Raw genomic sequence first — 26,595 nt, forward strand, 5'->3', positions numbered from 1 at the left:
AAACACATGGCTGAGAACACCCCCACTGCCGCCCTCTCCGCGGTCGGCGTGAGCATCTGGCTCGACGACCTGTCCCGCGAGCTCCTCGAGACCGGCAAGCTCACCGAGCTCATCGAGCAGAAGAACGTCGTCGGCGTGACCACGAACCCGACCATCTTCGCCTCGGCCCTCGCCAAGGGCGAGCGCTACGACGCCCAGGTCAAGGAGCTGGCCGCCGCCGGCACCGAGCTCACCGACGCGATCTTCGAGATCACCACGCAGGACGTCGCCAACGCGTCCGACCTGTTCAAGCCGATCTACGACTCGACGAAGGGCTTCGACGGCCGCGTGTCGATCGAGGTCGAGCCGGGCCTGGCGCACGAGACCGCCAAGACCATCGAGCAGGCCAAGTTCCTGTTCGAGAAGGTCGGTCGCGAGAACGTCCTCATCAAGATCCCGGCGACGGTCGAGGGCCTCGAGGCCATCACCGAGGTCATCGGCGCCGGCATCTCGGTGAACGTCACCCTGATCTTCTCGCTCGAGCGCTACCGCGCCGTCATCGACGCTTACCTCGGTGGGCTCGAGAAGGCCAAGGCCGCCGGGCACGACCTGTCGAAGATCCACTCGGTCGCCTCGTTCTTCGTGTCGCGCGTCGACTCCGAGATCGACAAGCGCCTGGACGCCGTCGGCACCGACGAGGCCAAGGCCCTGAAGTCGAAGGCCGGCATCGCCAACGCGCAGCTCGCCTACCAGGTCTGGACCGAGGCGTTCGCCTCCGAGCGTGCCCTCGGCCTGCTCGAGGCCGGCGCGAACACGCAGCGTCCGCTCTGGGCCTCGACCGGCGTCAAGGACCCGTCGCTGCCGGACACGCTCTACGTGACCGAGCTCGCCGCCCCGAACACCGTCAACACGATGCCGGGCAAGACGCTCGACGCCACGTTCGACCACGGTGAGATCCACGGCGACGCGATCGCCGGCACCTTCGACGCCGCGCAGCAGGTCCTCGACCAGCTCGCAGCGCAGGGCATCGACTACGACGACGTCGTGGCGCTGCTCGAGAAGGAGGGCGTGGACAAGTTCAACGTCTCGTGGGGCGAGCTCGTCGACACCGTGAAGACCGCGCTCGAGGGCGCCAAGTAGTGACGGTTTCCATCGCTGCCAGCGGCGATGCCGCGCGGGCCATCGACTCGGTGGTCCCGCGGCTCGTCGCTGACCTGGTGGCCTCGGGCATCACCGCCCAGGACCCCGAGCTGTGGGGACCGGACGCCGAGGCCGAGGCGTCGAAGCGCCTCGGCTGGGTGGAGGCCGTCTCGGTCTCCCGCCCGCTCGTCGCCCAGATCACCGCGCTGCGCGAGTCGCTCCGTGCCGAAGGGGTCGACCACGTCGTCCTCGCCGGCATGGGCGGCTCGTCGCTCGCTCCCGAGGTGATCACGCGCACCGCCGGTGTGCCGCTGACGGTCCTCGACTCGACCGACCCCGCGCAGGTCCGCGCCGCCGTCTCGACCGACCTCGAGCGCACCGTGCTCGTCGTCTCGTCGAAGTCCGGTTCCACGCTCGAGACCGACTCACAGCGTCGGGTCTACGAGCAGGCGTTCCGCGACGCCGGCATCGACCCCGCCCGCCGCATCGTCGTCGTCACCGACCCGGGCTCCGCGCTCGAGGCCGCCGCGACCGACGCGGGCTACCGTGTCTTCACCGCCGACCCGACCGTCGGCGGCCGCTACTCGGCCCTCACCGCGTTCGGGCTCGTCCCCTCCGGTCTCGCCGGGGCGGACATCGCCGAGCTGCTGGACGAGGCCGACGCCATCTCCGCGCTGCTGTCGGTCGACCTCGACGAGAACCCCGGGCTCGTGCTCGGCGCGGTGCTCGCGGGGACCGACCCGCTGCGCGACAAGATCGCGATCGTGCCGGACGGCACCCACATCGTCGGGTTCGGCGACTGGGTGGAGCAGCTGATCGCGGAGTCGACCGGCAAGAGCGGACGTGGCCTGCTGCCGGTCGTGCTGCACGCCGACTCCCCCGAGGTCTCCGCAGCGCTGCCCGACGTCCAGGTCATCCGCCTGGTCGGTTCGCGCGAGGACGAGCGCCACGTGGCCGAGGGCGAGGTCGAGATCACCGGGACGCTCGGTGGCCAGATCCTCGTCTGGGAGTACGCCGTCGCGGTCGCCGGGCGCCTGCTCGGCATCGACCCGTTCGACCAGCCCGACGTCGAGGCCGCCAAGGTCGCGACCCGTGCGCTGCTCGACGACCGTCCCACGGCTGCCGTGCCCGCGTTCACCGAGGACGGCATCGCCGTCTCCGCGACGCCGGGACTGCCGGTCGGGACGACGCTCGCAGAAGCCGTGACGGGCCTCCTGTCCGAACTGGGCGCCACCGGCTACGTGGCAGTGCAGGCGTACGTCGACCGCACCACGAACCGTGACCTCGAGACGGTCCGCGACGCCCTGGCGGCGCGCACGCGCCGTCCGGTCACCTTCGGGTACGGCCCGCGGTTCCTGCACTCGACCGGGCAGTACCACAAGGGCGGCCCCGCCACCGGAGTGTTCCTCCAGATCGTGGCCGACGAACCGGACGACCTGGCGATCCCGGGCCGGCCGTTCACGTTCGGGCAGCTCCTCCGGGCCCAGGCAGCCGGTGACGCGAGTGTCCTCGCGCAGCACGGCCGCCCGGTCCTCACCCTCACGACGTCGGACGTGCGCGCCGCCACAGCGGCCATCGCCTCCGCCGTCTCCCACTGACTCGTAAGGAGTTCACCGACTCATGTCACCGGTGGCAATCACCCCGGAGCACAACCCGCTCCGGCTGCCGACGGATCGTCGACTGAACCGGATCGCGGGACCGAGCACGCTCATCATCTTCGGCGTGACGGGCGACCTGTCACGCAAGAAGCTGATGCCGGCGGTCTACGACCTGGCCAACCGGGGGCTGCTGCCCCCGGGGTTCGCGCTCGTCGGCTTCGCCCGGCGCGACTGGGAGGACCAAGACTTCTCCCAGCTCGTGCACGACGCCGTCAAGGAACACTCCCGCACACCGTTCGACGAGGACGTCTGGCGTCAGCTCGAACAGGGCATCCGTTTCGTCCAGGGCTCGTTCGACGACCCCGAGGCGTTCCTGCAGCTCAAGCAGACCGTCGACGAGCTGGACGCCGAGCGCGGGACGCTCGGCAACCACGCGTTCTACCTGTCCATCCCGCCGAAGATGTTCCCGGTGGTGACCGAGCAGCTGAAGCTGTCCGGGCTCACCGAGAAGCGCGAGGGCTCGTGGAGCCGCGTGGTCGTCGAGAAGCCGTTCGGTTCCGACCTCCGCACGGCACGCGAGCTGAACGCGATCGTCGAGAGCGTCTTCGCGCCCGACGACGTGTTCCGCATCGACCACTACCTCGGCAAGGAGACCGTCCAGAACCTGCTGACGCTCCGGTTCGCGAACCAGATGTACGAACCCATCTGGAACTCGAACTACGTCGACCACGTGCAGATCACGATGGCCGAGGACATCGGCGTCGCCGGACGTGCCGCGTACTACGACGGCATCGGCGCGGCGCGCGACGTCATCCAGAACCACCTGCTGCAGCTCCTCGCGCTCACTGCGATGGAGGAACCCGTCTCGTTCAAGGCCGCAGACCTGCGTGCCGAGAAGGAGAAGGTGCTCTCCGCCGTGCGCCTGCCCGAGGACCTGTCGACCGCCACCGCGCGCGGACAGTACGCCGGCGGCTGGCAGGGCGGCGAGAAGGTGCTCGGGTTCCTCGACGAGGCCGGGATGAACCCCGAGTCCGGCACCGAGACGTACGCGGCGATCAAGCTCGACATCGCGACCCGTCGCTGGCAGGGCGTCCCGTTCTACCTGCGTGCCGGCAAGCGGCTCGGCCGTCGCGTCACCGAGATCGCGATCGTCTTCAAGCGTGTCCCCGAGGACGTCTACGGCAACTCGCAGTCGCCCCTCGGCCAGAACGCGCTCGTCATCCGTGTGCAGCCGGACGAGGGCGTCACGCTCCGGTTCGGCTCGAAGGTCCCCGGCGTCGGCACCCAGGTGCGCGACGTGACGATGGACTTCGGCTACGGCCACGCCTTCACCGAGGCGTCCCCCGAGGCGTACGAGCGACTCATCCTCGACGTGCTCCTCGGTGACCCGCCGCTGTTCCCGCGGCACCAGGAGGTCGAGCTGTCCTGGAAGATCCTCGACCCGATCGAGGAGTTCTGGGCCACGCAGGGCCAGCCCGAGCAGTACCGTCCCGGCACGTGGGGCCCGGCGTCCGCCGATGCCCTGCTCGCCCGCGACGGCCGGACCTGGAGGCGTCCATGAAGATCGACATGCCGAACACCACGGTCTCGAAGATCCAGAAGAAGCTCGTCCACATCCGAGAAGAGGGCGGCGCCGTCGCCCTCGGACGCGTCCTCACGCTGATCATCTCGACGGCCCTCGGCCACGAGGAAGAAGCGATCGAGGCGGCGAACGAGGCGTCCCGCGAGCACCCGATGCGCGTGATCATCGTGTCGAAGAACGACGGCGACACGAAGTCGCCGGGTCGTCTCGACGCGCAGATCCGCGTGGGCAGCGACGCGGGCGCCAGCGAGGTCATCGTCCTCCGCGCCTACGGCGAGACCGCGACCGACGAGGAGAGCCTGGTCACGGGCCTGCTCCTGCCGGACGCCCCCGTCGTGGCCTGGTGGCCGCAGACCGCGCCGTCGCAACCGTCGGCCTCGGCACTGGGCCGCATCGCCCAGCGCCGGATCACCGACGCGGCCGCGCAGAAGAACCCGAACGGCGCGATCGAGGCCCTCGGTGCCTCGTACGTGCCGGGCGACACCGACTTCGCGTGGACGCGTCTGACCCTGTGGCGGAACCAGCTCGCCGCGGCACTCGACCAGCCGCCGTACGAGCCCATCACCAGCGTCGAGGTGACGGGCGCGTCGGACAGCCCGTCGACGATCCTGCTCGCCGCCTGGCTGCAGCTCCAGCTCGAGGTGCCGGTCACGGTCACCACGTCGCCGCGTGCGACCGGGTCGAGCGGGATCCACGGCGTCAAGCTCGTGCGCGAGTCGGGCACCATCGACCTCGAGCGTTCCCTGGTGGACGTCGCGACGCTCTCGATGCCCGGTCAGCCCACGCACGACCTGTCGCTGCCACGCCGCAACCTGCGTGACTGCCTGGCCGAGGAACTCCGTAGACTCGACCCGGACGTCCTCTTCGGAGACGTCGTCAAGCACGGGGTACCCCAGCTGCGCGAGACCATCGCCCGCTGAGCACCCCACAACGGTCGGGCCGCCTGTCTGGTGCAGGCAGCCCGATCGGACCGAAGGCGGTCGTACGACCGGTCGGCCGCCACGAACACGGGAGTCACGTGACCAACGAACGGCGGGTGCTCGTGCACCCGGACAAGCAGGCCCTCGGCGCTTCGGTCGCCGCACGCTTCATCACGAAGATCATCGACGTGCTCGACGAGCAGGAGCGTGCCGACATCGCGATCAGCGGTGGCTCGGTGTCGTCCCTCGTCCTCGCCGCGATCGGCCAGTCCCCGGCGCGCGAGAGCGTCGACTGGTCGAAGGTCCACGTCTGGTGGGTCGACGAGCGTTGGGTGCCGGCCGGTGACGCCGACCGCAACACCACGGGGACGCAGACCGACTTCTTCGACCACGTCGACATCCCGGAGTCGAACATCCACCCGATGCCCGCGTCCGACGCCGGCATCGACATCGAGGAAGCCGCACTGCGGTACGAGCGCGAGCTGCAGGACGCCGCGTACGAAGGCGCCGTCGCTCCCCGCTTCGACATCACGCTGCTCGGTGTCGGCCCCGACGGGCACACCGCATCGCTCTTCCCGGAGTTCCCGCAGCTCACGGTCACCGACCGCGCCGTCGTGTCCGTCGACGACTCCCCCAAGCCGCCGCCGCAGCGTCTGACGGTCACCTACCCGGTGATCAACGCCTCGCAGCGCGTGTGGGTCATCCTGTCCGGTGCGGAGAAGGCGTCGGTCCTCGGGCTCGCCCTGGCCGGCGCCTCGGTCGAGGACGTCCCGGTCGGTGGCGTGCAGGGCCGCAAGCGCACCGTGTTCTTCGTGGACCAGGACGCCGCGCGCGACGTCCCCGAGAACCTCATCGCGTCGACGTACTAGACGGGCCTCCCGTCCGTCTTCCCCCTCGTCCACCGCCCCTCCAGGTTCCGAAATATCGGCATCTGGGCGCGCGCGTCGGCCGTCCGTGGAATCTCGGCGAACCGCACGCGGGGTGTCGTGGAACCTCGGCGAACCGCACGCGGCGTGTCGTGGAACCTCGGCGAACCGCACGTGGCGTGTCGTGGCACACCTCGGACGGGACGCCCGCCCTCCACGAAACACGAAGGCCCCCACACCATCTCGGTGCGGGGGCCTTCGTCAGTGTGTCTGCGTCACGCCTTCTTGGCGGCGGTTCCGCGACGCTCGCGAAGCTGCTGGAGCGCGTCCTCGAGGAGCTGCGCTGCCTCTTCCTCGGTGCGACGTTCCTTCACGTACGCGAGGTGCGTCTTGTAGGGCTCCGTCTTGGAGACCACGGGCGGGTTCTCCTTGTCGCGCCCGGCGGGGAGACCGCTCGACGGCGAATCGACCGTCTCGGGGATCTCTTCGTCCGGGAGGTTCGCGGCGAAGTACCGCACGACCTCGTTGCCGAGGGCGTCCCAGTAGGAGATCGCCACACGCTCGGCCTGGACCCCGCGGTCCTGTTCGCCCATCGGTCCCGCGCCGACGCGAGACCCTCGGATTGCACTGCCTCCGCTAGCCATGGATCAGACCCCCGCCGTGAACTTGTTGATGAGACCGAGCACGATGATGGAGACGATCCAGACCAGACCGAGGATCACCGTGATGCGGTTGAGGTTGCGCTCGGCGACGCCGGACGCCCCGAGGTTGCTCGTCACGCCGCCACCGAACATGTCGGAGAGGCCGCCACCGCGGCCCTTGTGCAGGAGGATGAGGAGCGTGAGCAGGAGGCTCGTGATTGCGAGCAGGACCTGCAGCACGACGGAGAGTATCGCCACGACGTACCTTTCGTGTCAGTCAGCCGTACCAGTGTACCGGCCGCGCGGAGCACGGCCGGTACCTGGACGGGAGTGGTGCGGACGAGAGCCCGCATCGACGGCAGTCGGTGACGACTACAGCCCGACGTGCTGGCGGAACCGGGCGATCGCCGCGAACTCCTGCACGTCGAGGGATGCGCCGCCGACGAGGGCGCCGTCGATGTCGGGCTCGCGGAGGAAGCCGGCGATGTTGCCGGACTTGACCGAGCCGCCGTACAGGACACGGGTGTCGGCGGCAGCCTGGTCGCCCCAGGCTGCGGCGATGCCACGTCGGATGGCCGCGCACTCGTCCTGTGCCTGCTCGGCGGTGGCTGCTTGGCCGGAGCCGATGGCCCAGACGGGCTCGTACGCCACGACGATGTCGGCGGGCTTGACCGCGTCGAGCACGACGCGGAGCTGCTCGACCGGCACGACGCCGGCACCACGCTGTTCGCGCTGCTCGCCGGTCTCGCCGACGCAGACCACGGGAACGAGACCGTGCTTGACGGCCGCTGCGGTCTTCGCGGCGACGGCCTCGTCGGTCTCACCGTGCAGCGTGCGCCGCTCGGAGTGGCCGACGATGACGTACTGCGCGTCGAGCGCGGACAGGAACGCGCCGGAGACGTCGCCGGTGTAGGCACCGGAGTCGTACTGCGACAGGTCCTGCGCGCCGAAGTGGATCGGCAGCTTGTCGGCCGAGATGAGCGTCTGCACGCTCCGCAGGTCGGTGAAGGGCGGGAACACCGCGACCTCGACGTCGTCGAAGTCGTGGCGGGCGTCCTTCAGGGTCCACGCGAGCTTCTGCACAGTGGCGATGGCCTGGAGATGATCGAGATTCATCTTCCAGTTGCCGGCGATCAACGGCGTGCGGGTCATGCGGACCACCCCAGCGCTTCGAGACCGGGGAGCGACTTGCCCTCGAGGAACTCGAGGCTCGCACCACCGCCGGTCGAGATGTGCCCGAACTGGTCGTCCGAGAACCCGAGCGACCGAACCGCAGCGGCGGAGTCGCCACCGCCGACCACACCGAGGCCGTCGACCTCGGTCAGGGCCTTCGCGACGGTCTTCGTGCCGGCGGCGAACGCCGGGAACTCGAACACGCCCATCGGACCGTTCCAGAACACCGTCTTCGAGCCGGACACCGCCGACGCGAACCGCGCAGCCGTCTCCGGGCCGATGTCGAGGCCGATGCCGTCCGTGCCGAACGACGACGACTCGATCGCGTCGGCCGCGACCGTCTCGTGCGCAGCGTCGGCGGAGAACCCGGAGGCCACCACGACGTCGGTCGGCAGGTCGATCGTCACGCCGAGCTCCTTCGCCCGCGAGAGGTACTCGCGGACGACGTCGAGCTGGTCGGCTTCGAGCAGGGACTTCGCGACCCCGTGGCCCTGGGCCGCCAGGAATGTGAATAGCATGCCGCCACCGATGCAGAGGGTGTCGACCTTCGGCAGGATGTGGTCGATGACACCGAGCTTGTCGCTGACCTTGGAACCACCGAGCACGACCGTGTACGGCCGTTCCGGTGAGGTGGTCAGACGCTCGAGCACACGCAGCTCGGTCTCGATCAGCGAACCGGCTGCACTGGGCAGCGCGGACGCGAGTTCGTAGACCGAGGCCTGCTTGCGGTGCACGACACCGAAGCCGTCGGAGACGAAGGCGTCGCCGAGTGCCGCGATGCGGTCCGCGAACGCGCTGCGCGAGGCGGCGTCCTTCGAGGTCTCCTCCGGGTTGAACCGGAGGTTCTCGAGCAGCAGGACGTCGCCGTCCTCGAGGGCCTCAGCGGCCGCGGTCGCCTCGTCGCCGACGGTCTCGCCGACGAACGTGACCTCCTTGCCGAGCAGCTCGGAGAGCCGCTGGCCGACCGGCGCGAGGGAGAACTCCGGCTTGGGTTCCCCGTCGGGGCGGCCCAGGTGGGAGATCACGATGACGCGCGCGCCGGCGGTGATGAGGGTGTTCAGGGTCGTCAGCGACGCCCGCACGCGGCCGTCGTCCGTGATCGTGCCGTCCTTGAGCGGGACGTTCAGGTCACAACGGACGACGACGCGCTTGCCGGCGAGGTCGCCGAGGTCCTCGAGGGTGCGGAGAGCCATGTGCTACAGACGCTCGCCGACGTACTCGGTCAGGTCGACCAGACGGTTCGAGTAGCCCCACTCGTTGTCGTACCACGAGGTGATCTTCACGAGGCCGCCGATGACCTTGGTCAGGCCGGAGTCGTAGATCGAGGAGTGCGGGTCCGTCGTGATGTCGGTCGACACCAGCGGGTCCTCGCTGTAGAGCAGGATGCCCTTGAGCGGGCCCTCTGCGGCCTCCTTGTAGGCGGCGTTGATCTCGTCGACGGTGACCTCGGACTTGGTCTCGAGGGTGAGGTCGGTGATCGAGCCGGTCGGGACCGGGACGCGGAGTGCGAAGCCGTCGAGCTTGCCGGCGAGCTCCGGCATGACCTGGCCGATGGCCTTGGCTGCACCGGTCGAGGTCGGGACGATGTTCAGCGCGGCCGCGCGGGCACGACGGGGGTCCTTGTGCGGGCCGTCCTGCAGGTTCTGGTCGGCGGTGTAGGCGTGGACCGTGGTCATGAGGCCACGCTCGATGCCGAACTTGTCGTGGAAGACCTTGGCGAGCGGCGCGAGGCTGTTCGTGGTGCACGACGCGTTCGAGATGATGTTGTGGTTCGCCGGGTCGTACTGGTCCTCGTTCACGCCGAGCACAATGGTGACGTCGTCACCGGTGGCCGGGGCGGAGATGATGACCTTCTTGGCACCCGCGTCGATGTGCTTCTGCGCGTCGGCGGCCTTGGTGAAGAACCCGGTCGACTCGATGACGATGTCGACGCCCAGCTCAGCCCAGGGGAGGTTGGCGGGGTCGCGCTCCGCCAGGACCTTGATCGCCTTGCCGTCGACGACGATGTTGTCACCGTCGAGCTCGACGGAGACGCCGAGACGACCCGTGATGGAGTCGAACTTCAGCAGGTTCGCCAGTGCGGCGTTGTCGGTGAGGTCGTTCACCGCCACGATCTCGAGGTCCGAGCCCTTCGCGAGGGCGGCCCGGAAGAAGTTGCGGCCGATACGGCCGAAGCCGTTGATACCGATCTTGACGGTCAATGGATCTCCTGGTGAGTGTGGAGCGCCCAGGGGGCGCTGCTTTCGGGAGTCGCGCACCCTGGCGGGCCCGCGTGTGGTGGACGATACGCCCCGTAACGTCGCCGTAACGACCCTAGCAGTCGGACACTGCCAGACCGCGCGGGATGACGGTCCGTCCGGACGGTCACCGACCAGGCCGGGGACGGGTCCGAGAACGGGTCCGGAAACGGACGGGAGGCGCGGTGCCGGCTGGCACCGCGCCTCCCGTCAGGCAGGTCGGACGACCCGTCTCAGACGCCCTCGAGCTCCTCGGGGACACTCGCTTCCGTCCCGGGGATCCCGAGGTCCGACGCCCGCTTGTCGGCCATCGCGAGCAGCCGGCGGATGCGACCGGCGATGGCGTCCTTCGTCATGGGCGGGTCCGCGTGCTGGCCGAGCTCGTCGAGGGACGCGTCGCGGTGCTGCAGGCGCAGCGCGCCGGCGTACTGCAGGTGGTCGGGGACCTCGTCGCCGAGGATCTCGAGCGCGCGCTCGACCCGGGCGCAGGCGGCGACGGCGGCCTGCGCCGAACGGCGGAGGTTGGCGTCGTCGAAGTTGACGAGGCGGTTCGCGGTCGCACGGACCTCGCGACGCTGCCGCATCTCCTCCCAGTCGGCGGTGGTGCGGGCGGCACCCATCACCGTGAGCATCTGGCCGATGGCCTCGCCGTCGCGGATGACGACGCGGTGCACGCCACGGACCTCGCGGCCCTTCGCGGCGACTCCGAGGCGGGACGCGGCACCGACGAGCGCCATGGCGGCCTCGTTGCCGGGGCAGGTGACCTCGAGCGCGGCGGCCCGGCCCGGGTCGGTCAGGGTGCCGGAGGCGAGGAACGCACCGCGCCAGATCGCGGCGAGGTCCTCGCGGTTGCCCGTGGTGAGCCGGTTCGGCAGGCCGCGGACGGGGCGACGACGGGCGTCCATCAGACCGGTCTGGCGCGCGAGGGTCTCCCCCGCCTCGAGCACGCGGACCAGGTAGCGGGTGCCGCGACGGGACGACGCCGACGACCCGACCGACGCCTCGCTGCGGACGCCGTACAGCTCGGCGAGGTCCTTGCGGACCCGGTGCACGATGATCCGGGTGTCGAGCTCCACCTCGACCGCGATGCGGCCCGAGATGACGTGCAGGCCACCAGCGAACCGGAGGATCGTGGCCAGTTCGGCGGCGCGGACCGTGTTGCGGTTCACGGCGACCCTGGCCAGTTCGTCCTTGACCTCGGCAGTCAACGGCACAGCATCATTCCTAACGTTCATCTGGTGGTCCCGCGATTCCGGCGGCACGTGCGTGGGGAGCGGCCGGAGGGACGGTCACTCCCGGCCGAGATCTCGGTTCTTCACACGCACGGCGACGCCAGGCATCCCGCGGAGGAGGTTCGCCAACTCGGCGACGATGGCGACCGAGCGGTGCTTCCCGCCGGTACAGCCGATGGCGATCGTAGCGTGTCTTTTGTTCTCGCGCTGGTACCCCTCGAGCACCGGCTCCAGCACGGAGACGTACCGGTCGACGAACGGACGGGCTCCGGCCTGGGCCAGGACGTAGTCCGAGACGGGCTGGTCGAGGCCCGTGTGGGCCCGGAGTTCCGGGACCCAGTAGGGGTTCGGGAGGAACCGGACGTCGGCGACCATGTCGGCGTCGGCGGGCAGTCCGTACTTGAACCCGAAGCTCATGAGCGTCACCTGAACACCCACGAAGTGATCGTCGGCGAACTGTTCGGTGACGGTGTTGGCGAGCTGGTGGATGTTGAGGTCCGAGGTGTCGATGACCATGTCAGACGCCTCGCGCAGTCCGGCCAGCCGCGTCCGCTCGCGCGCGATGCCGTCGAGCAGGGTGTCCTCGCCCTGCAGCGGGTGGGGTCGCCGGACCTGCTCGAAGCGCCGGACCAGGACGGCGTCGGTGGCCTCGAGGAACAGCACCCGGACCCGCGCGGACGTGGTCGACCGCACCTGTTCGACCGCGTGCTCCGGGTCGGTGAAGAACCGTCCGCCGCGGACGTCGACGACCGTGGCGATCTTCGGGATCTTCTCGCCGGCGCGGTCGGCCAGCTCGGTGAGCGGGGCCAGCATCTGCGTCGGCAGGTTGTCGACGACGTACCAGCCGAGGTCCTCGAGGGCCTTGCCGACCGTCGAGCGCCCGGCCCCGGACATGCCGGTGACGATGAGGATGTCGTGCTGCGACCCGTGCGGGGTCGTCGTGGCGCTGTCGGTCATCTGGGAGTGGGCTCCGTCGTGGCGGCCCGGGCGCGTCGCCCGGGGAGGTCTCGGCTGCGAGTCCAGGGTATCGCCCGACACGTGTCGGGAGGCACGGGATGCGTCACGACGGCAGCTGCGGACCGTCGTGGGTCACTTCCGGGACCCGCACCGGGCCTCCTGGGACCGGCTCGGCGTCCGCAGCGTCCGTCTCGGCGTCCGGCGCGCTGGTCGGGGTCTGCTGGAGCTTCGTGACGACCGCCGCAGCGGTCGCCGGCCCGACGCCGTTGACCTCGCTGATCTCCTCGGCGGTGGCCTCACGCAGACGCGCGACGGAACCGAAGTGCTTCAGCAGCGCGTTCACACGGCTCGGCCCGAGCCCGGGGATCTCGGACAGCCTGGACCGCACGTCGCGCTTGCGCCGCGTGCGCTGGTGCGTGATCGCGAAGCGGTGTGCCTCGTCGCGGATCCGCTGGATCAGGAAGAGCGCCTCGGAGTTGCGCGGCATGATCACCGGGAAGTCGTCGTCGGGCAGCCAGAGCTCCTCGAGCCGCTTCGCGATGCCGACCAATGCGATGTCCCGCACGCCGGCTTCGTCCAACGCGCGCTTCGCCGCCTGCACCTGCGGCTGTCCACCGTCGACGATGAGCAGCTGCGGGCGGTACGCGAACCGCTTCGAGGGTTTCGAGCCCTCGACCACCTCGTCACTCGTGACGTCGGGGACGTCCGGCAGGTCGGCGTCCTCGTCGAGACGCGCCAGACGCCGGGTGAGGACCTGGTACATGCTGTCGGTGTCGTCCGTGGTCTCGGCGATCGTGTAGCGGCGGTACTGGTCCTTGCGGGGCAGACCGTCCTCGAACACCACCATCGACGCCACGACGTTCGTGCCCTGCAGGTGCGAGATGTCGTAGCACTCCATGCGGAGCGGGGCCTCGGTCATGCCGAGGGCGTCCTGGATGTCGGCGAGGGCCGCCGAGCGCGTCGTGTAGTCGGCGGAGCGCTTCGTCTTGTAGAGCATCAGCGCCTGGGCCGCGTTCTGCGCCGCCGTCCGGGCCAGACCGGCCCGGTCGCCGCGCTGCGCCGTGCTGAGCTTCGTGCCGCGGCCGCCCCGCCGTTCGCTGAGCCACTGCTGCAGCGCCTCGGCGTCCTCGGGCAGGGTCGGCACGACCACCTCGCGCGGGGGCTCCTCGGCGACGGCGGCCGGGGTGAGCTCGTTGTCGGCGTACACGCCCTGCACGATCTGCTCGACCAGGTCACCCGTCGAGATGTCGAGCTCCTTGTCGACCACCCACCCGCGGACACCGCGGATGCGTCCGCCACGCACCGAGAACAGCTGCACGGCGGCGGCGAGCTCGTCCTCGGCGATGCCGAACAGGTCGAGGTCCACCGAGTCGCGGAGCACCACGGCGGACTTCTCGAGCACGGCCTCGAGCGCCTCGACCTGGTCGCGGAACTTCGCGGCCTGCTCGTACTGCATGGCGTCGGCCGAGGCCCCCATGCGCTGGCGCAGCTCGGTGATCACCCGGCGGTCGTAGCTGTTCATGAACCGCACGAACTCCTCGACGAGCGCCCGGTGCTCCTCGATGGTGACGCGCTGCGAGCACGGCCCGCCGCACTTGCCGATCTGCCCGGGGAAGCAGGGCTTGCCCGTCTGCATCGCGCGCTTGTACGACGAGTCCGAACAGGTGCGGATCGGGAACACCTTGATCATCAGGTCGATGGTGTCGTGCACCGCCCAGATCTTCGGGTACGGCCCGAAGTACTTCGCACCCTTGATCTTCCGGTTCCGCGTCACCATCACCCGAGGCGCTTCGTCCGCCATGGTGATCGCCATGTACGGGTACGACTTGTCGTCGCGGAACTTGACGTTGAACGGCGGGTCGAACTCCTTGATCCAGGTGTACTCGAGCTGCAGTGCCTCGATCTCGGAGCCGACCGTCGTCCACTCGACGCTGCGGGCCGTCAGCACCATCCGACGGGTGCGTTCGTGCAGTGTCGGCAGCGGCGCGAAGTAGTTGCTCAGCCGGGCGCGGAGGTTCTTCGCCTTGCCGACGTAGAGCACCCGCCCGGATTCGTCACGCCATCGGTAGACGCCCGGGTCGGTCGGGATCTCCCCTGCCTTCGGACGCCACGGAACGGTGTCCGCCACCTACCGTGCACCCGCCTTCTGCTTGGTCGACTTCCCCGGCTGGCTCGCCGTGCGGGCCTCCACCGCCTGCTGCTTGCCGACGCGGGCGTCCTGGGCGTCGAAGATCTCGCGCAGGAAGACACCGGTGTGGCTCTCCGGGACGTCGGCGACGTGCTCCGGGGTGCCGGTGGCGAGGACCGTCCCGCCGCCGGCGCCGCCCTCTGGCCCCATGTCGATGACCCAGTCGGCCGACTTGATCACGTCGAGGTTGTGCTCGATCGTGATGACGGTGTTGCCCTTGTCGACCAGGCTCTGCAGCACCAGGAGCAGCTTGCGGACGTCCTCGAAGTGCAGACCCGTCGTCGGCTCGTCGAGCACGTACACGGTCCGGCCGTTCGAGCGCCGCTGCAGCTCGGTCGCGAGCTTGACGCGCTGCGCTTCGCCGCCGGAGAGCGTGGTCGCGCTCTGGCCGAGACGGACGTAGCCGAGGCCCACGTCGACGAGCGTCGCCATGTAGCGGTGGATCGCCGAGATCGGCTCGAAGAACTCGGCCGCCTCGCTGATCGGCATGTCCAGGACCTCGGAGATGCTCTTGCCCTTGTAGTGGACCTGCAGGGTCTCGCGGTTGTATCGCGCACCGCCGCAGACCTCGCACGCGACGTACACGTCGGGCAGGAAGTTCATCTCGATCTTGATCGTGCCGTCGCCGGAGCAGTTCTCGCACCGACCGCCCTTGACGTTGAAGCTGAACCGACCGGGCTGGTAGCCGCGGGTCTTCGCCTCGGGCGTCTCGGCGAACAGCTGACGGATCCGGTCGAACACGCCCGTGTAGGTCGCCGGGTTGGACCGCGGCGTGCGGCCGATCGGCGCCTGGTCGACGTGCACGACCTTGTCCAGCTGGTCGAGGCCCTTCACACGGGTGTGCTTGCCGGCGATGTGCCGGGCACCGTTGAGCTGGTTGGCGAGCACCTTGTACAGGATGTCGTTGACCAGGGTCGACTTGCCCGACCCGCTCACGCCCGTGACCGCGGTGAACACCCCGAGCGGGAAGTCGGCGTCGATCGTCTTGAGGTTGTTCGCCCGAGCGCCCTGCACGGTGATCGCGCGCTTCAGGTTGACCTTGCGTCGCTCGGCGGGGACCTCGATCGCACGACGGCCGGCGAGGTAGTCCCCCGTCACCGACTCGCGGTTCGCGATGATGCCCTCGTACGAACCCGAGTGCACGACGTTGCCGCCGTTCACGCCGGCTCCGGGGCCGATGTCGACGACCCAGTCGGCGGTGCGGATGGTGTCCTCGTCGTGCTCCACGACGATCAGCGTGTTGCCGAGGTCCTTGAGCTTGACCAGGGTGTCGATGAGGCGACGGTTGTCCCGCTGGTGCAGACCGATGCTCGGCTCGTCCAGCACGTACAGCACGCCGGTCAGACCGGAGCCGATCTGGGTCGCCAGACGGATGCGCTGTGCCTCGCCGCCGGAGAGCCCGCCGGCACCGCGCGCGAGCGTCAGGTAGTTCAGGCCGACCTCGAGCAGGAACTCGAGGCGCGCCCGGATCTCACGCAGGACCGCTGCGGCGATGTGCGCTTCGCGGTCGGTGAGCGTCAGGGTGTCCATGAACGAGTACGCGTTGTCGAGCGACATGTCGGTGACGTCGGCGATGCTGCGGCCGTCGACGGTGACCGCCAGGACCTCGGGCTTGAGGCGCGTGCCCTCGCACACCGGGCACGGGACCTCGCGCAGGTAGCCCTGGAACCGCTGGCGCTGCGAGTCCGACTCGGCCTCGGCGAACTTCCGCTCGATGTACGGCATGACGCCCTCGAACCCGCTGGTGTAGCGCATCTCGCGGCCGAACCGGTTGCGCCAGGACACCGACACCTGGAAGTCCTTGCCCGTCAGGATCGCGGCCTGCACCGAGGCGTCGAGCTGGCTCCACGGGGTGTCGAGCGTGAAGCCGAGGTCCTTGCCGAGGCCGGCGAGGAGCTTCTCGAAGTACGAGTACAGCCCGCTCGCTCCGGTCCAGGGCAGCAGGACGCCGTCGCGCAGCGAGGCGTCGGGGTCGCCGAGCACGAGGTCCGGGTCGACCGACATCCGCGTGCCGAGCCCGGAGCACTCCGGGCAGGCGCCGAACGGTGCGTTGAACGAGAACGTGCGGGGCTCGATCTCGGTCAGCGCCAGCGGGTGGTTGTTCGGGCACGACAGGTTCTCGGAGTAAGTGCGGACGGCGCCGGGGCCGTCGTGGTCGACCAGGTCGATGCCGACGGTGCCACCGGTCAGGCGCAGTGCCGTCTCGAGCGAGTCGGTGAGTCGACCGAGGATGTCGTCGTTCGACACCAGACGGTCGACGATCACCGAGATGTCGTGCTTGACCTGCTTCTTGAGCTTCGGCGGGTCGCTGAGCTGGATCCGCTCCCCGTCGACGATCGCGCGGGCGTAGCCGGAGGCCGCGAGTTCCTGGAAGAGGTCGACGAACTCGCCCTTCTTCTTGGAGATGACGGGGGCGAGCACCTGGAAGCGCGTGCCGGACTCGAACTCCATGAGCTGGTCGGCGATCTGCTGCACGGTCTGCTTGCTGATGACCTCGCCGCACGTCGGGCAGTGCGGCACCCCGATGCGCGCCCAGAGCAGACGCATGTAGTCGTAGACCTCGGTGATCGTGCCCACCGTCGACCGCGGGTTGCGGTTGGTCGACTTCTGGTCGATCGACACCGCGGGCGACAGCCCCTCGATGAAGTCGACGTCGGGGCGGTCGACCTGGCCGAGGAACTGTCGCGCGTACGCGGACAGGGACTCGACGTAGCGTCGTTGCCCCTCGGCGAAGATCGTGTCGAAGGCCAGCGACGACTTGCCGGATCCGGACAGGCCGGTGAACACCACGAGGGAGTCACGGGGGATCTCGAGGTCGACGTTCCGGAGGTTGTGCACCCTGGCCCCGCGGACGCTGAGCGTCGAGGAGCCGGTCGGGACGGTCACGCCGGGGAGGGGGGGGTCGGTCGGCTCGCCGAAGGCGTTCCGGCCCGAGGTCGCGGTGCCGCGGTCAGAGGTGATTGTCATCGCCGTCGATTGTACGAAAGGGGTCCGACATCCGCCCGCGAGTCGGTGGTCAGACGAGTGCGTCGAGAGCGAACGCGACCCCGGAACGACGCTCGCTGGCCGTCCAGAGCTGCGCTGCAGCGGTCCGGTCGTGCGCGCGCGGCTCGGCACGGACCACGGCTGCGGATCCGCGCAGCTGCATCCACCCGGCCGGGCCCCAGTACTCCCCTGAGCGCACACCCGTGGCGACCGCGGCGTGCACGAGGGGTTCGGCGCCGGCGTCCTTCCCCTGCGCGTACAGCCGCTGTGCCGGCCGGGTCCACGCGGGTTCCGGACGGGACGGCGCGATGTCCGGTCGCTCCGGAGAGAGCGCGTCGAGCGACAGCCCGGGGTGCGCCACGACGCTGGCGACGGACGAGCCGGCGTCCGCCAGCCGCTGGGCCAGTTCGAAGCCGAACAGCATCACGGCGAGCTTGCTGCGGCCGTACTGCCGGTAGCTGGAGTACCGGCCGACGCGGAACGGGTCGGCCGGGTCGAGCCGGGCCCACCGGTGCGCGATGGACCCGAGGTGCACGACGCGGCCGGCACGCCGTTCGAGCAGCGGCATCGTCAGCGCCGTCCAGGCGAAGTGCCCGAGGTGGTTCGTGCCGATCTGCAGCTCGGTGCCCTGTGCGGTTCTGCTCGCGGTCGAGGCACCCACGACCCCGGCGTTGTTCACGACCGCGTCGACGCCGTCCGGTTCGAGGGCCGCGAGCTCGGCGGCGGCGACACGGACGGAGTCGAGGTCGGCGAGGTCGAGGTGCACGTGCGCCAACGACGCACCGTCCACGTGGCGGCGGATGCTCTGCTCCGCCGCTGCCGCCCGAGCACGGTCGCGGGTGGCGAGCACGACCCGGTGCCCGGACGCGGCGAGCTGCTCGGCCGCGTGGTACCCGAGGCCCGCGCTCGCCCCGGTGACGACGACCGTGCGGCGACCGTCAGCTGACATGCCCGGCCGACTCCATCTGCCGCAGCGCCTTCTTGAGGTCCTGCACCTCGTCACGGAGGCGCGCGGCGAGCTCAAACTTCAGCTCGGCCGCGGCCTGCAGCATCTGGTCGTTGAGGTCGCCGATCGTCGCCCCGAGCTGGGTCGCGCCCTCGCCCGCGATGCCGCCGCGCTTCAGGTTCGGCGTGGGCGAGCGGCGACCGTCGGCACCGGGACGGCCCTGCAGCAGCGCCTTGGTGTCGTCGTTCTCGCGCTGCAGCACCTCGGTGATGTCGGCGATCTTCTTGCGGAGCGGCTGCGGGTCGATACCGCGCTCCAGGTTGTACGCGACCTGCTTCTCGCGACGGCGGTCGGTCTCCTCGATCGCGGTCTTCATCGAGTCGGTCATCTTGTCGGCGTACATGAGGACCTGGCCCGACACGTTGCGGGCCGCGCGACCGATCGTCTGGATGAGCGACGTCGAGGACCGCAGGAAGCCCTCCTTGTCGGCGTCGAGGATGGCCACGAGGGACACCTCGGGCAGGTCGAGGCCCTCTCGCAGCAGGTTGATGCCGACGAGCACGTCGTAGACGCCCTGTCGCAGTTCGGTGAGCAGCTCGACGCGCTTCAGGGTGTCGACGTCGGAGTGCAGGTAGCGCACCCGTACGCCGGCGTTGCCGAGGAAGTCGGTCAGCTCTTCCGCCATGCGCTTCGTCAGGGTGGTGACGAGCACACGCTCGTCCTTGTCGACGCGCTGCTTGATCTCCTCGAGCAGGTCGTCGATCTGGCCGTCGCTCGGCTTCACCACGATCTCGGGGTCGACCAGGCCGGTCGGGCGGATGATCTGCTCGACGACGCTGTCCGTGATGCCGAGCTCGTACCGACCGGGCGTCGCCGACAGGAAGACCTTCTGCCCGACGCGGTCGAGGAACTCCTCCCACCGCAGCGGACGGTTGTCGAGCGCGCTCGGCAGCCGGAACCCGTGGTCGACCAGGGTGCGCTTGCGCGAGGCGTCGCCTTCGTACATCGCGCCGATCTGCGGCACGGTGACGTGGGACTCGTCGATGACGATCAGGAAGTCGTCGGGGAAGTAGTCGATGAGGCAGTGCGGGGCCTCGCCCGCGACGCGGCCGTCCATGTGGCGCGAGTAGTTCTCGATGCCCGAGCAGAAGCCGATCTGCTCCATCATCTCGATGTCGAACGTGGTGCGCATGCGGAGCCGCTGGGCCTCGAGCAGCTTGCCCTGTCCCTCGAGCTCGGCCAGGCGCTCGGCGAGTTCGACCTTGATGTCGGCGATCGCGCGGTGCATCACGTCGGTGTCCGCGACGTAGTGCGACGCCGGGAAGATCGACACGGCCGGCAGGTCGTCGATCACGTTGCCGGTCAGGGGGTGCAGCGAGGAGAGCGCTTCGATCTCGTCGCCGAACATCTCGATCCGGATGGCGTGCTCTTCGTACATCGGGATGATCTCGATGGTGTCGCCGCGCACGCGGAAGGTGCCGCGGGCGAAGTCGACGTCGTTGCGCTGGTACTGCATCGAGACGAACTTGCGCACGAGCTGGTCGCGCGAGATCGTCTGCCCCACGTGCAGCGCCACCGAGGCGTTCATATACTGCTCGGGCGTGCCGAGGCCGTAGATGCAGGACACCGTCGACACCACGACGACGTCGCGCCGGCTGAGCAGCGAGTTCGTCGTCGAGTGCCGGAGCCGCTCGACCTCGGCGTTGACCGAGGAGTCCTTCTCGATGAAGGTGTCCGTCTGAGGGACGTACGCCTCGGGCTGGTAGTAGTCGTAGTACGACACGAAGTACTCGACCGCGTTGTTCGGCATCAGACTGCGGAACTCGTTCGCCAACTGCGCGGCGAGGGTCTTGTTGTGCGCGAGCACGAGCGTCGGCCGCTGCACCTGCTCGATGAGCCACGCGGTCGTCGCCGACTTGCCCGTACCGGTCGCACCGAGCAGCACGACGTCGGTCTCACCGGCGTTGATCCGCCCGGCGAGTTCCGCGATGGCCGCGGGCTGGTCGCCACTCGGCGTGTACTCGCTGATGACCTCGAACGGACGTACCGCTCGGGTCGGTTCGATCGCAACACCCATGTCCGCAACGGTAGTCGGCACCCCTGACACCGGCGCCACTGCTCGCCCTCGGCGTATCGTCCTCGCCAAGCAGCCTCCAAGTCCGCTGATAACCAGCGGGCATAGCGTCCGGTCCGTTCAGCAACCCGATCGCTCCGCACGTCCCCGACGAGCCAGCACGAGCCACACCCGAAGAGGCCCCATGACGACGGCGACCCCCGCCGCAGCGACGAAGGGCACCCCGTTCCGCGGTCGCATCCGCGGACGAGTGCTCGTCCTCCTCTGCTGCATGTACGCGATCTCGTACATCGACCGCACGAACATCTCGACCGCGCTGCCGCACATCACCGAGGAGTTCGGCTTCAACGAGGCCACCGCCGGCCTGATCGTGTCCGCGTTCTCGCTGCCCTACGCCCTGCTGCAGGTGTTCGGCGGCACGATCAGCGAGAAGTTCGGGCCGCGCAAGGCCCTCTTCGTCATCACCGTGGTCTGGGGCGTCGCGACGCTGTGGACCGGCTTCGCCGTCGGCTTCTGGACGCTGTTCGCCGCCCGTGCGCTCCTCGGGCTCAGCGAGGCCGCGGCGTTCCCGACCGCCACCCAGGCCATGACCCGCTGGATCCCCCGCGACCGCAACGGCTTCGCGCAGGGCGTCGTGCACTCCGCGGCCCGGCTCGGCAACGCACTGGCTCCGTTGCTCGTCGCCTGGGTCATCGGCTCGACGGGCAGCTGGCGGTGGGCGTTCTTCGCCACGGCGGTCCTGTCCTTCGCCTGGGGCATCGTCTGGTTCGTCTGGTTCCGCGACCGGCCCGAGTCCACGAAGGGCATCACGCAGGTCGAGATCGACGAGCTCCCGCCCGTCGAGACCCGTGCCACCCGCCCGCCGGTGCCGTGGCGCCAGATGGCGCGGCAGATCCTGCCGGTGACGTTCGTCGACTTCGGCTACGGCTGGACCCTCTGGGTGTTCCTCACCTGGCTGCCGACCTTCCTCAGCTCGACGTACGGGCTCGAGATCGGCGACTTCGCGCTGTTCACCACCCTCATCCTGCTCGCCGGCGTCGTCGGGGACACGGTCGGCGGCATGCTGAGCGACCGGATCATCCACCGCGGCGGCAACACCCGGAACGCCCGCCGGACGGTCCTGGTGATCGGACTCGGCGGCTCGCTGGTCTGCCTCATCCCCCTCGTGATCGGGCAGGGCCTGCTCGTCGCGACGATCTCGCTGGCGCTGTCGTTCTTCTTCCTAGAGCTCTGCAACGCGAACCTCTGGGCGATCCCGATGGACGTCGCCCCACAGTGGTCCGGCACCGCGTCCGGGTTCATGAACACCGGCTTCGGCATCGCCGGCGTGGTCTCCCCGATCGTCTTCGGCCTGCTCATCGACGCGTCGGGCTGGCAGCTGCCCTTCGCCCTGTCGTGCGTGCTGCTCGGTGCCGCGGCGGTCGTCGCGTGGTGCATGAAGCCGCAGCGGCTCACGTCGACGAACGGCGTCCTCGAGGTCGGCACCCCCGCCGCGGAGCAGCGCGCCGCCTGACGCACGCGGTTCGAACCGCCGGGCGCGTGCGGGGCCCTGGTGGTCCCCACCCGCCGGACGGGAGGCCCGGGTCCAGCCCGCCCCGCGCCTCCCGTCCGCCGCACCACGCGTCCACCGCCGCGCACAGCAAGCAGGAACGGGCGTACCTGGTCGGAAGAAGCGACCAGGTACGCCCGGAACGCAGGGGTCAGCGCTGCTGGCTGCGCGGCTGACGTCTCACGCGCGACGCGAGCGACGGCCGGCCCGTGAGCGGCACGCTCAGCGGGGTCCACCGGAAGGCCTCGGTCACCGCCACGGACAGCACCACCACGAGCAGGTACGTCACGAGCGTCAGCCACGGCCGCGGCACCACGGCCTCGAGCCAACTGTCGCCGTAGAGCAGGATCCAGATCAGGAACGGGTGGCTGAGGAAGATCCCGAACGACCGGTCCGAGGCGTAGTCGACGAACCGCGCGACCGGGCTGCCGGGGCGCCGACGATCCGCCCAACGCGCACCGATCGCCAGGAAGCCGACGAAGACCGCGGTGCTCCACACGGCCTCGATCGGCTGCAGCGGCGTCCCCGCGGCGTAGAGCGACTGGCCGAGGGCGCCCTGCAGCGCCCAGACGCCGAGCGTCAGTGCGCCGACGCCGGCGAAGGCCCAGAGCACGGCCCGTCGGTGCACCCGGATGAACCGCAGGAACGCATCGGCGTGGTCGGCGGCGATCGCCCCGGAGACGATGAAGAACACGTACGAGAAGAAGAACTGCTTCTGGTAGCCGTGCAACCAGGCGTCGCTCGCCGGGAAGTACTTGTAGCCGGCGAACACCACGAGCTGCACCACCAGCGCCACGACGAGCGTCGTCACGTGGTGCCCACGGGTCTTCCGGACGAGCCACACGATGACGGGCAGCAGCAGGTACACCTGCATGGTCACGAGCAGGAAGTACAGGTGGTACCAGGACGTGCCGGTGACGATGCCCTCCGCGAGGGTGCGCACCAGGTCGGGCACGTCACCCCGACGGGTACTGCTGAGGAGCCAGCTGGACCCGACGTACACGAACGACCACGCCAGGTACGGCACCCCCACGAGCAGGAACCGCTTGGGCCAGAACTGCGCCATCGGCCGCGGACGCACCGTGTAGCTGTAGACGAGCACGAAGGCGGTCAACGAGAAGAAGACGAGCCGGGTGAAGTGCAGCAGGGCGAGGAGCGCGTTCAGGCCGACGTCGTCGGACGCGGCCGTGTGGCTCGTGGTGTGCACGCCGATGACGCAGGCGAAGGTCAGGATCCGGAGGACGTCGACCTCGTACAGGTGGCGTGGCTTGCCCGCCGCGGTGCGGGTCGGGGTCTGGACCTGCGGCTGGGCGCCGGTCACGACGGCTGCGCCATCGTCCGGACCTTCGCCCGCTGCACCTTGCCGGTGGGAGCCCGCGGCAGGTCGGGGACGACGATGATCTCGACGGGTCGGCGGAAGCGGGTCAGGTGGGCCTCGGCGCGCGCGGTGAGGTCAGCGACGAGCGCGGCGGCGTCGACCGGCGCTGCTGCGTCCTGCTGCAGGATCACGTACGCCACCGGGACGGCCCCGAGCACGTCGTCCGGCCGCCCCACGACCACGGCCTCGAGCACCCGGGGGTCACCGAGCAGGACGTCCTCGACCTCGGCGGGGTAGACCTTCTCGCCGCCCCGGTTGATGACGTCGTCGGAGCGTCCGGCGAGCGAGACCCACCCGTCCGCTGCGACGGACCCCACGTCGCCGGTGCTGAGCCACCCGTCGGCGTCGAAGCGGTCCGCCGCACGCCCGAACAGGTAGCGCCCGACGATCCCCGGCCCGCGCACCCACAGCGCACCGACCTCGTCGGCGGGCAGCGGGGTGCCGTCCTCGTCGCGCACCTGCACCTCGGACCCGACCGGCACGCCGACGGTCCCAGGGCGGGCAGGCGCGTCCAACGGCGTCGCGGTGATCTGGGACGCCCCCTCGGTCATCCCCCAGCTCACGACGAGTGGGACGTCCCCGAGCGCCGCGCGTACCGGGTCCGGCAGCGGCGCCGAGGCGCTCCGGACGAACCGGAGGCCCTCCGGGAAGTCCGGTGGGCCGGTCTTCGCGAGCACGGCCAGGATCGCCGGCACGGCGTTCAGCCAGGTGACGCGCCGTTCGGCGAGCAGTTCCCAGAACCCGGTCCGCCGGAAGCGCGGGTCGAGCACGAGCGTCGCCCCGGCGACGAGCGTCGCCAGCAGGCCGACGACCTCGGCGTTGACGTGGAACAGCGGCAGCGAGTTGAAGCCGCGGTCGCGGTCGGTCAACCCGTTGTGCCGTGCGACGGCACGCGCGACGAACAGCAGCTGCGACTCCGGCAGTTCGACGCCCTTCGGCGCGCCGGTCGACCCGGACGTGAACAGCACCACGGATCCCTCGCCCGGTGCGTCCGGGCTCTGCGTGGGCACGTCACCGTCGCGGACGGCGGCCGGGAGGAACGTGGCCGCGTCGATCCCGCTCGCGGGCGCCCCGGGGACGGCCCCCTCCACGGCACGGTCCGACACCACGATCGACGCCCCGCCGATCAGGTCCGCGAGCCGGGCCGGCTCGGTCGCCGGCTGACCGGTGTCCACCGGGACCGCCCGCCGCCCGGTCGCGACTGCGGACAGGTGCACCACGGCGAAGCAGAGGGGGTCGCCCACGTCGACGAGGACGGCTCCGGAAGCCGGGACGCCGATCGCGTCGAACGTTGCGGACCAGGCGGTCACCGCGTCCTCGAGGGCGCGGTAGCTCAGGACGCGCGCGGAGCGGGCGTCCTCCAGGTACGGGCGCTCGGGGCTCTCCGCCGCACGATCGCGGATGAGCGAGCGCAGGTCGGGTTCTCCGTCGACGGGCTGCACCAGCAGAGGCTATTGCGGGAGCCTATGAGCCGTCGGAGGGAGCAGCGCCGTCGGAGGGAGCAGCGCTCCCGGCCGTCGTCGGGAAGCGGTGCAGCATCCACTGCCAGAGCGCCGACATCCGGGGTTCGCCGTCCGGTCCGAGCGGCGTGGAGTCCTTGATGATGAGCGAGTGCGCCTTCCCCCGGCCCCGGACGTCGGTCAGGATCGCGTGCGGGTCTGCGCCGGCGAGCGGTGGGGCGGTGTCCGTCCGGAAGGGTCCGTCGACGCCGTCGAGCCCGAGCACCGTCCACGACCCGGTGATCCGCGGCCCGAAGGCGTCGCGGACGTCGTCGACGGCGTACATCCGTGCGACGGGGGTCTTGCCGGGGCGGTCCATCCACGCCGCGTGCGACGGCCCCCGCGACTCGACCGGCGACGAGAACATCAGCGCCCCGCGGACGGACCGGATGTGCGCGATGTACGCCGCTTCGCCGCCGCCCTGGGAGTGTCCGGCCACGACGATGTCCTGCCAGGCGATGTCGTCGTCGCCCTGCACGAAGCGGCCCCATCCGCCGTCGGGGTCGTGGTCGTCCAGGTACGCGACGGCGTCGCGGAAGCGCGACACGATCGACCCGGCGGGCGTCACGGAGCTGAACTCGGACGGACGGGTGCCGTCGAACCGGTTGCGCTGCACCATGCCGTAGCAGCGGGCGTCGGCCTCGCAGGTACCGGACAGGGTGCGACCGAGGTTCCAGTAGTCGAGCCCGAGCACGTGGTAGCCGTCCGCGAGAGCTTGTCCGAGGAACCGCTGGTACTCGGCCGGGCGGGACCGCGTCGCGGGCAGGAACAGCAGCAGGGGGCCGTCGACCGAGGTGCGGGCGGCGAAGTCGTCACGGTTGGGGGTGAGCCGCTCGCCGTTCACGGTGCCGAGTCGGAACCGGTGGAACTCCCCGTCGGGGCCACGCTCGTCGCCCGACGGTGCCTCGTCGGCGTGCGAACGATCGGACGTCGGTGCCCGCCCCTCGTCCTCGATGCGCTGGGCGCCGAGCAGGTTCGCGGCGACCAGTGCTCCGCCGCTGATCGCGACGAGCACGATCGCGGCGAGGACCAGCAGCAGACGGTGCTTCACGAGGTGATCCGCGACCACACCTCGTCGGCCGATCGAACGGTCTGGTCGAGCGAACCCGTCGCGTCGACGACGTGGTCGGCGAGGGCCAACCGGTCGGCGTCGCTCGCCTGTGCGGCCACGCGGCGCTCGGCTTCGTCCCGGGGCATGTTCCGGTGGGCCACGAGCCGCTCGATGCGCTGTGCGGCCGGGGCGTCGACCACCACGACGGCGTCGAACCGGAGCGGGCGGGATCCGCGGGCCTCGGCGAGGAGCGGCACGTCGTACACGACGACGGCGTCCGGATCGGCGGTCTCGGCCGCGTCGAAGGCACGCTGGGCGAGCCGCCAGACCTCGGGGTGGGTGATCGCCTCGAGGTCCTTCCGGGCCGCCGAGTCCGAGAACACGATCGCCCCGAGCGCCGGACGGTCGAGCGAACCGTCCGCTGCGATCACCGTCGGGCCGAACCGCTCGGCGACCTGCGCGAGACCGGGGCTGCCCGGCGCGACGGCGTCCCGCGCGAGCCGGTCGGCGTCGACGACGATCCCGCCGTGTTCCGCCCAACGCCTGGAGACCGTCGACTTGCCCGCGGCGATGCCGCCCGTGAGACCGATGATGCGCACG

At 70.2% G+C, this 26,595-nt stretch carries 21 protein-coding genes; 6 read left to right on the top strand and 15 right to left on the bottom strand.

Translation table 11 applies throughout. The annotated features are described in order from the left end of the window. Positions 1-6: 6 nt before the first annotated feature. From tal to pgl, 5 genes are all read left to right on the top strand, one after another. Positions 7-1,119, top strand: coding sequence for a transaldolase (gene tal / locus KZI27_RS11655; protein WP_123312546.1), 1,113 nt, complete (start codon positions 7-9; stop codon positions 1,117-1,119). Beyond that, complete coding sequence (locus KZI27_RS11660) at positions 1,119-2,717, top strand: glucose-6-phosphate isomerase (protein ID WP_222657773.1); 1,599 nt, start codon at positions 1,119-1,121, stop codon at positions 2,715-2,717. The genes tal and KZI27_RS11660 overlap by 1 nt, the downstream gene beginning before the upstream one ends. A gap of 22 nt (positions 2,718-2,739) precedes the next feature. After that, entirely contained in the window at positions 2,740-4,278 is a 1,539-nt protein-coding gene (gene zwf / locus KZI27_RS11665) for a glucose-6-phosphate dehydrogenase (protein WP_123312542.1), read from the top strand. Next, the gene (locus KZI27_RS11670) at positions 4,275-5,219 is read left to right on the top strand and encodes a glucose-6-phosphate dehydrogenase assembly protein OpcA (RefSeq protein ID WP_222657774.1); all 945 of its coding nucleotides are present in this window, start codon (positions 4,275-4,277) and stop codon (positions 5,217-5,219) included. The genes zwf and KZI27_RS11670 overlap by 4 nt, the downstream gene beginning before the upstream one ends. A 98-nt stretch (positions 5,220-5,317) precedes the next feature. Then, the gene (gene pgl / locus KZI27_RS11675) at positions 5,318-6,088 is read left to right on the top strand and encodes a 6-phosphogluconolactonase (protein WP_222657775.1); all 771 of its coding nucleotides are present in this window, start codon (positions 5,318-5,320) and stop codon (positions 6,086-6,088) included. A gap of 272 nt (positions 6,089-6,360) precedes the next feature. Here pgl and KZI27_RS11680 read toward each other — a convergent pair whose 3' ends face one another. From KZI27_RS11680 to uvrB, 11 genes are all read right to left on the bottom strand, one after another. Next, complete coding sequence (locus KZI27_RS11680; RefSeq protein ID WP_027465686.1) at positions 6,361-6,729, bottom strand: RNA polymerase-binding protein RbpA; 369 nt, start codon at positions 6,727-6,729, stop codon at positions 6,361-6,363. A 3-nt stretch (positions 6,730-6,732) separates the two neighbouring features. Beyond that, on the bottom strand, positions 6,733-6,984 hold the full coding sequence (secG, locus tag KZI27_RS11685; RefSeq protein WP_017887256.1) for a preprotein translocase subunit SecG: 252 nt from the start codon (positions 6,982-6,984) through the stop codon (positions 6,733-6,735). 114 nt (positions 6,985-7,098) lie between these two features. After that, positions 7,099-7,878: a triose-phosphate isomerase gene (gene tpiA / locus KZI27_RS11690; protein ID WP_222657776.1), complete on the bottom strand. Its 780-nt coding sequence runs from the start codon at positions 7,876-7,878 to the stop codon at positions 7,099-7,101. Then, complete coding sequence (locus tag KZI27_RS11695) at positions 7,875-9,092, bottom strand: phosphoglycerate kinase (RefSeq protein WP_222657777.1); 1,218 nt, start codon at positions 9,090-9,092, stop codon at positions 7,875-7,877. Before KZI27_RS11695 ends, tpiA begins: the two co-directional genes overlap by 4 nt. Before the next feature lie 3 nt (positions 9,093-9,095). Continuing rightward, positions 9,096-10,100 carry a type I glyceraldehyde-3-phosphate dehydrogenase gene (gap, locus tag KZI27_RS11700; RefSeq protein WP_222657778.1) on the bottom strand — a complete coding sequence of 335 codons (1,005 nt, stop codon included), beginning with the start codon at positions 10,098-10,100 and terminating at the stop codon, positions 9,096-9,098. A 269-nt stretch (positions 10,101-10,369) separates the two neighbouring features. Then, entirely contained in the window at positions 10,370-11,350 is a 981-nt protein-coding gene (gene whiA / locus KZI27_RS11705; RefSeq protein WP_111083957.1) for a DNA-binding protein WhiA, read from the bottom strand. Between the two features lie 75 nt (positions 11,351-11,425). After that, entirely contained in the window at positions 11,426-12,325 is a 900-nt protein-coding gene (rapZ, locus tag KZI27_RS11710) for an RNase adapter RapZ (RefSeq protein WP_222657779.1), read from the bottom strand. Between the two features lie 103 nt (positions 12,326-12,428). After that, positions 12,429-14,453 (bottom strand): excinuclease ABC subunit UvrC, encoded by a 2,025-nt coding sequence (gene uvrC / locus KZI27_RS11715; protein WP_222657780.1) that lies wholly within the window; start codon positions 14,451-14,453, stop codon positions 12,429-12,431. Then, positions 14,454-17,480: an excinuclease ABC subunit UvrA gene (uvrA, locus tag KZI27_RS11720; RefSeq protein WP_261783876.1), complete on the bottom strand. Its 3,027-nt coding sequence runs from the start codon at positions 17,478-17,480 to the stop codon at positions 14,454-14,456. Positions 17,481-17,529: 49 nt separating this feature from the next. Next, on the bottom strand, positions 17,530-18,447 hold the full coding sequence (locus KZI27_RS11725) for an SDR family NAD(P)-dependent oxidoreductase (protein ID WP_222657781.1): 918 nt from the start codon (positions 18,445-18,447) through the stop codon (positions 17,530-17,532). Continuing rightward, positions 18,437-20,509, bottom strand: a complete 2,073-nt coding sequence (gene uvrB / locus KZI27_RS11730; protein WP_315971214.1) for an excinuclease ABC subunit UvrB — start codon at positions 20,507-20,509, stop codon at positions 18,437-18,439. The genes KZI27_RS11725 and uvrB overlap by 11 nt, the downstream gene beginning before the upstream one ends. 193 nt (positions 20,510-20,702) lie before the next feature. Here uvrB and KZI27_RS11735 point away from each other — a divergent pair, with 193 nt between their 5' ends. Continuing rightward, positions 20,703-22,031: an MFS transporter gene (locus tag KZI27_RS11735; RefSeq protein WP_222657783.1), complete on the top strand. Its 1,329-nt coding sequence runs from the start codon at positions 20,703-20,705 to the stop codon at positions 22,029-22,031. Positions 22,032-22,218: 187 nt separating this feature from the next. On the opposite strand, the gene KZI27_RS11740 is transcribed toward KZI27_RS11735, so the two are convergent. From KZI27_RS11740 to coaE, 4 genes are read right to left on the bottom strand one after another with little or no spacing between them, the layout of a single operon-like run. Next, positions 22,219-23,388, bottom strand: coding sequence for an acyltransferase (locus KZI27_RS11740; protein WP_222657784.1), 1,170 nt, complete (start codon positions 23,386-23,388; stop codon positions 22,219-22,221). Continuing rightward, positions 23,385-24,887 (bottom strand): class I adenylate-forming enzyme family protein, encoded by a 1,503-nt coding sequence (locus KZI27_RS11745; RefSeq protein ID WP_222657785.1) that lies wholly within the window; start codon positions 24,885-24,887, stop codon positions 23,385-23,387. Before KZI27_RS11745 ends, KZI27_RS11740 begins: the two co-directional genes overlap by 4 nt. Positions 24,888-24,909: 22 nt before the next feature. Continuing rightward, a complete protein-coding gene (locus KZI27_RS11750) occupies positions 24,910-25,995 on the bottom strand; it encodes a BPSS1187 family protein (protein WP_222657786.1) in 1,086 nt (361 codons plus the stop codon). Further along, positions 25,992-26,594 (bottom strand): dephospho-CoA kinase, encoded by a 603-nt coding sequence (gene coaE, locus KZI27_RS11755; RefSeq protein WP_222657787.1) that lies wholly within the window; start codon positions 26,592-26,594, stop codon positions 25,992-25,994. The genes KZI27_RS11750 and coaE overlap by 4 nt, the downstream gene beginning before the upstream one ends. Between the last annotated feature and the right edge of the window lies 1 nt (position 26,595).

The sequence above is a fragment of the Curtobacterium sp. TC1 genome (assembly GCF_019844075.1).
Taxonomy (GTDB): domain Bacteria; phylum Actinomycetota; class Actinomycetes; order Actinomycetales; family Microbacteriaceae; genus Curtobacterium.

Coding starts and splice junctions, on each gene's coding strand:
- uvrA (WP_261783876.1), bottom strand. CDS start 17,480: ATGACAATCACCTCTGACCGCGGCACCGCGACCTCGGGCCGGAACGCC.
- KZI27_RS11670 (WP_222657774.1), top strand. CDS start 4,275: ATGAAGATCGACATGCCGAACACCACGGTCTCGAAGATCCAGAAGAAG.
- KZI27_RS11695 (WP_222657777.1), bottom strand. CDS start 9,092: ATGGCTCTCCGCACCCTCGAGGACCTCGGCGACCTCGCCGGCAAGCGC.
- zwf (WP_123312542.1), top strand. CDS start 2,740: ATGTCACCGGTGGCAATCACCCCGGAGCACAACCCGCTCCGGCTGCCG.
- tpiA (WP_222657776.1), bottom strand. CDS start 7,878: ATGACCCGCACGCCGTTGATCGCCGGCAACTGGAAGATGAATCTCGAT.
- KZI27_RS11735 (WP_222657783.1), top strand. CDS start 20,703: ATGACGACGGCGACCCCCGCCGCAGCGACGAAGGGCACCCCGTTCCGC.
- tal (WP_123312546.1), top strand. CDS start 7: ATGGCTGAGAACACCCCCACTGCCGCCCTCTCCGCGGTCGGCGTGAGC.
- KZI27_RS11725 (WP_222657781.1), bottom strand. CDS start 18,447: ATGTCAGCTGACGGTCGCCGCACGGTCGTCGTCACCGGGGCGAGCGCG.
- KZI27_RS11680 (WP_027465686.1), bottom strand. CDS start 6,729: ATGGCTAGCGGAGGCAGTGCAATCCGAGGGTCTCGCGTCGGCGCGGGA.
- rapZ (WP_222657779.1), bottom strand. CDS start 12,325: ATGACCGACAGCGCCACGACGACCCCGCACGGGTCGCAGCACGACATC.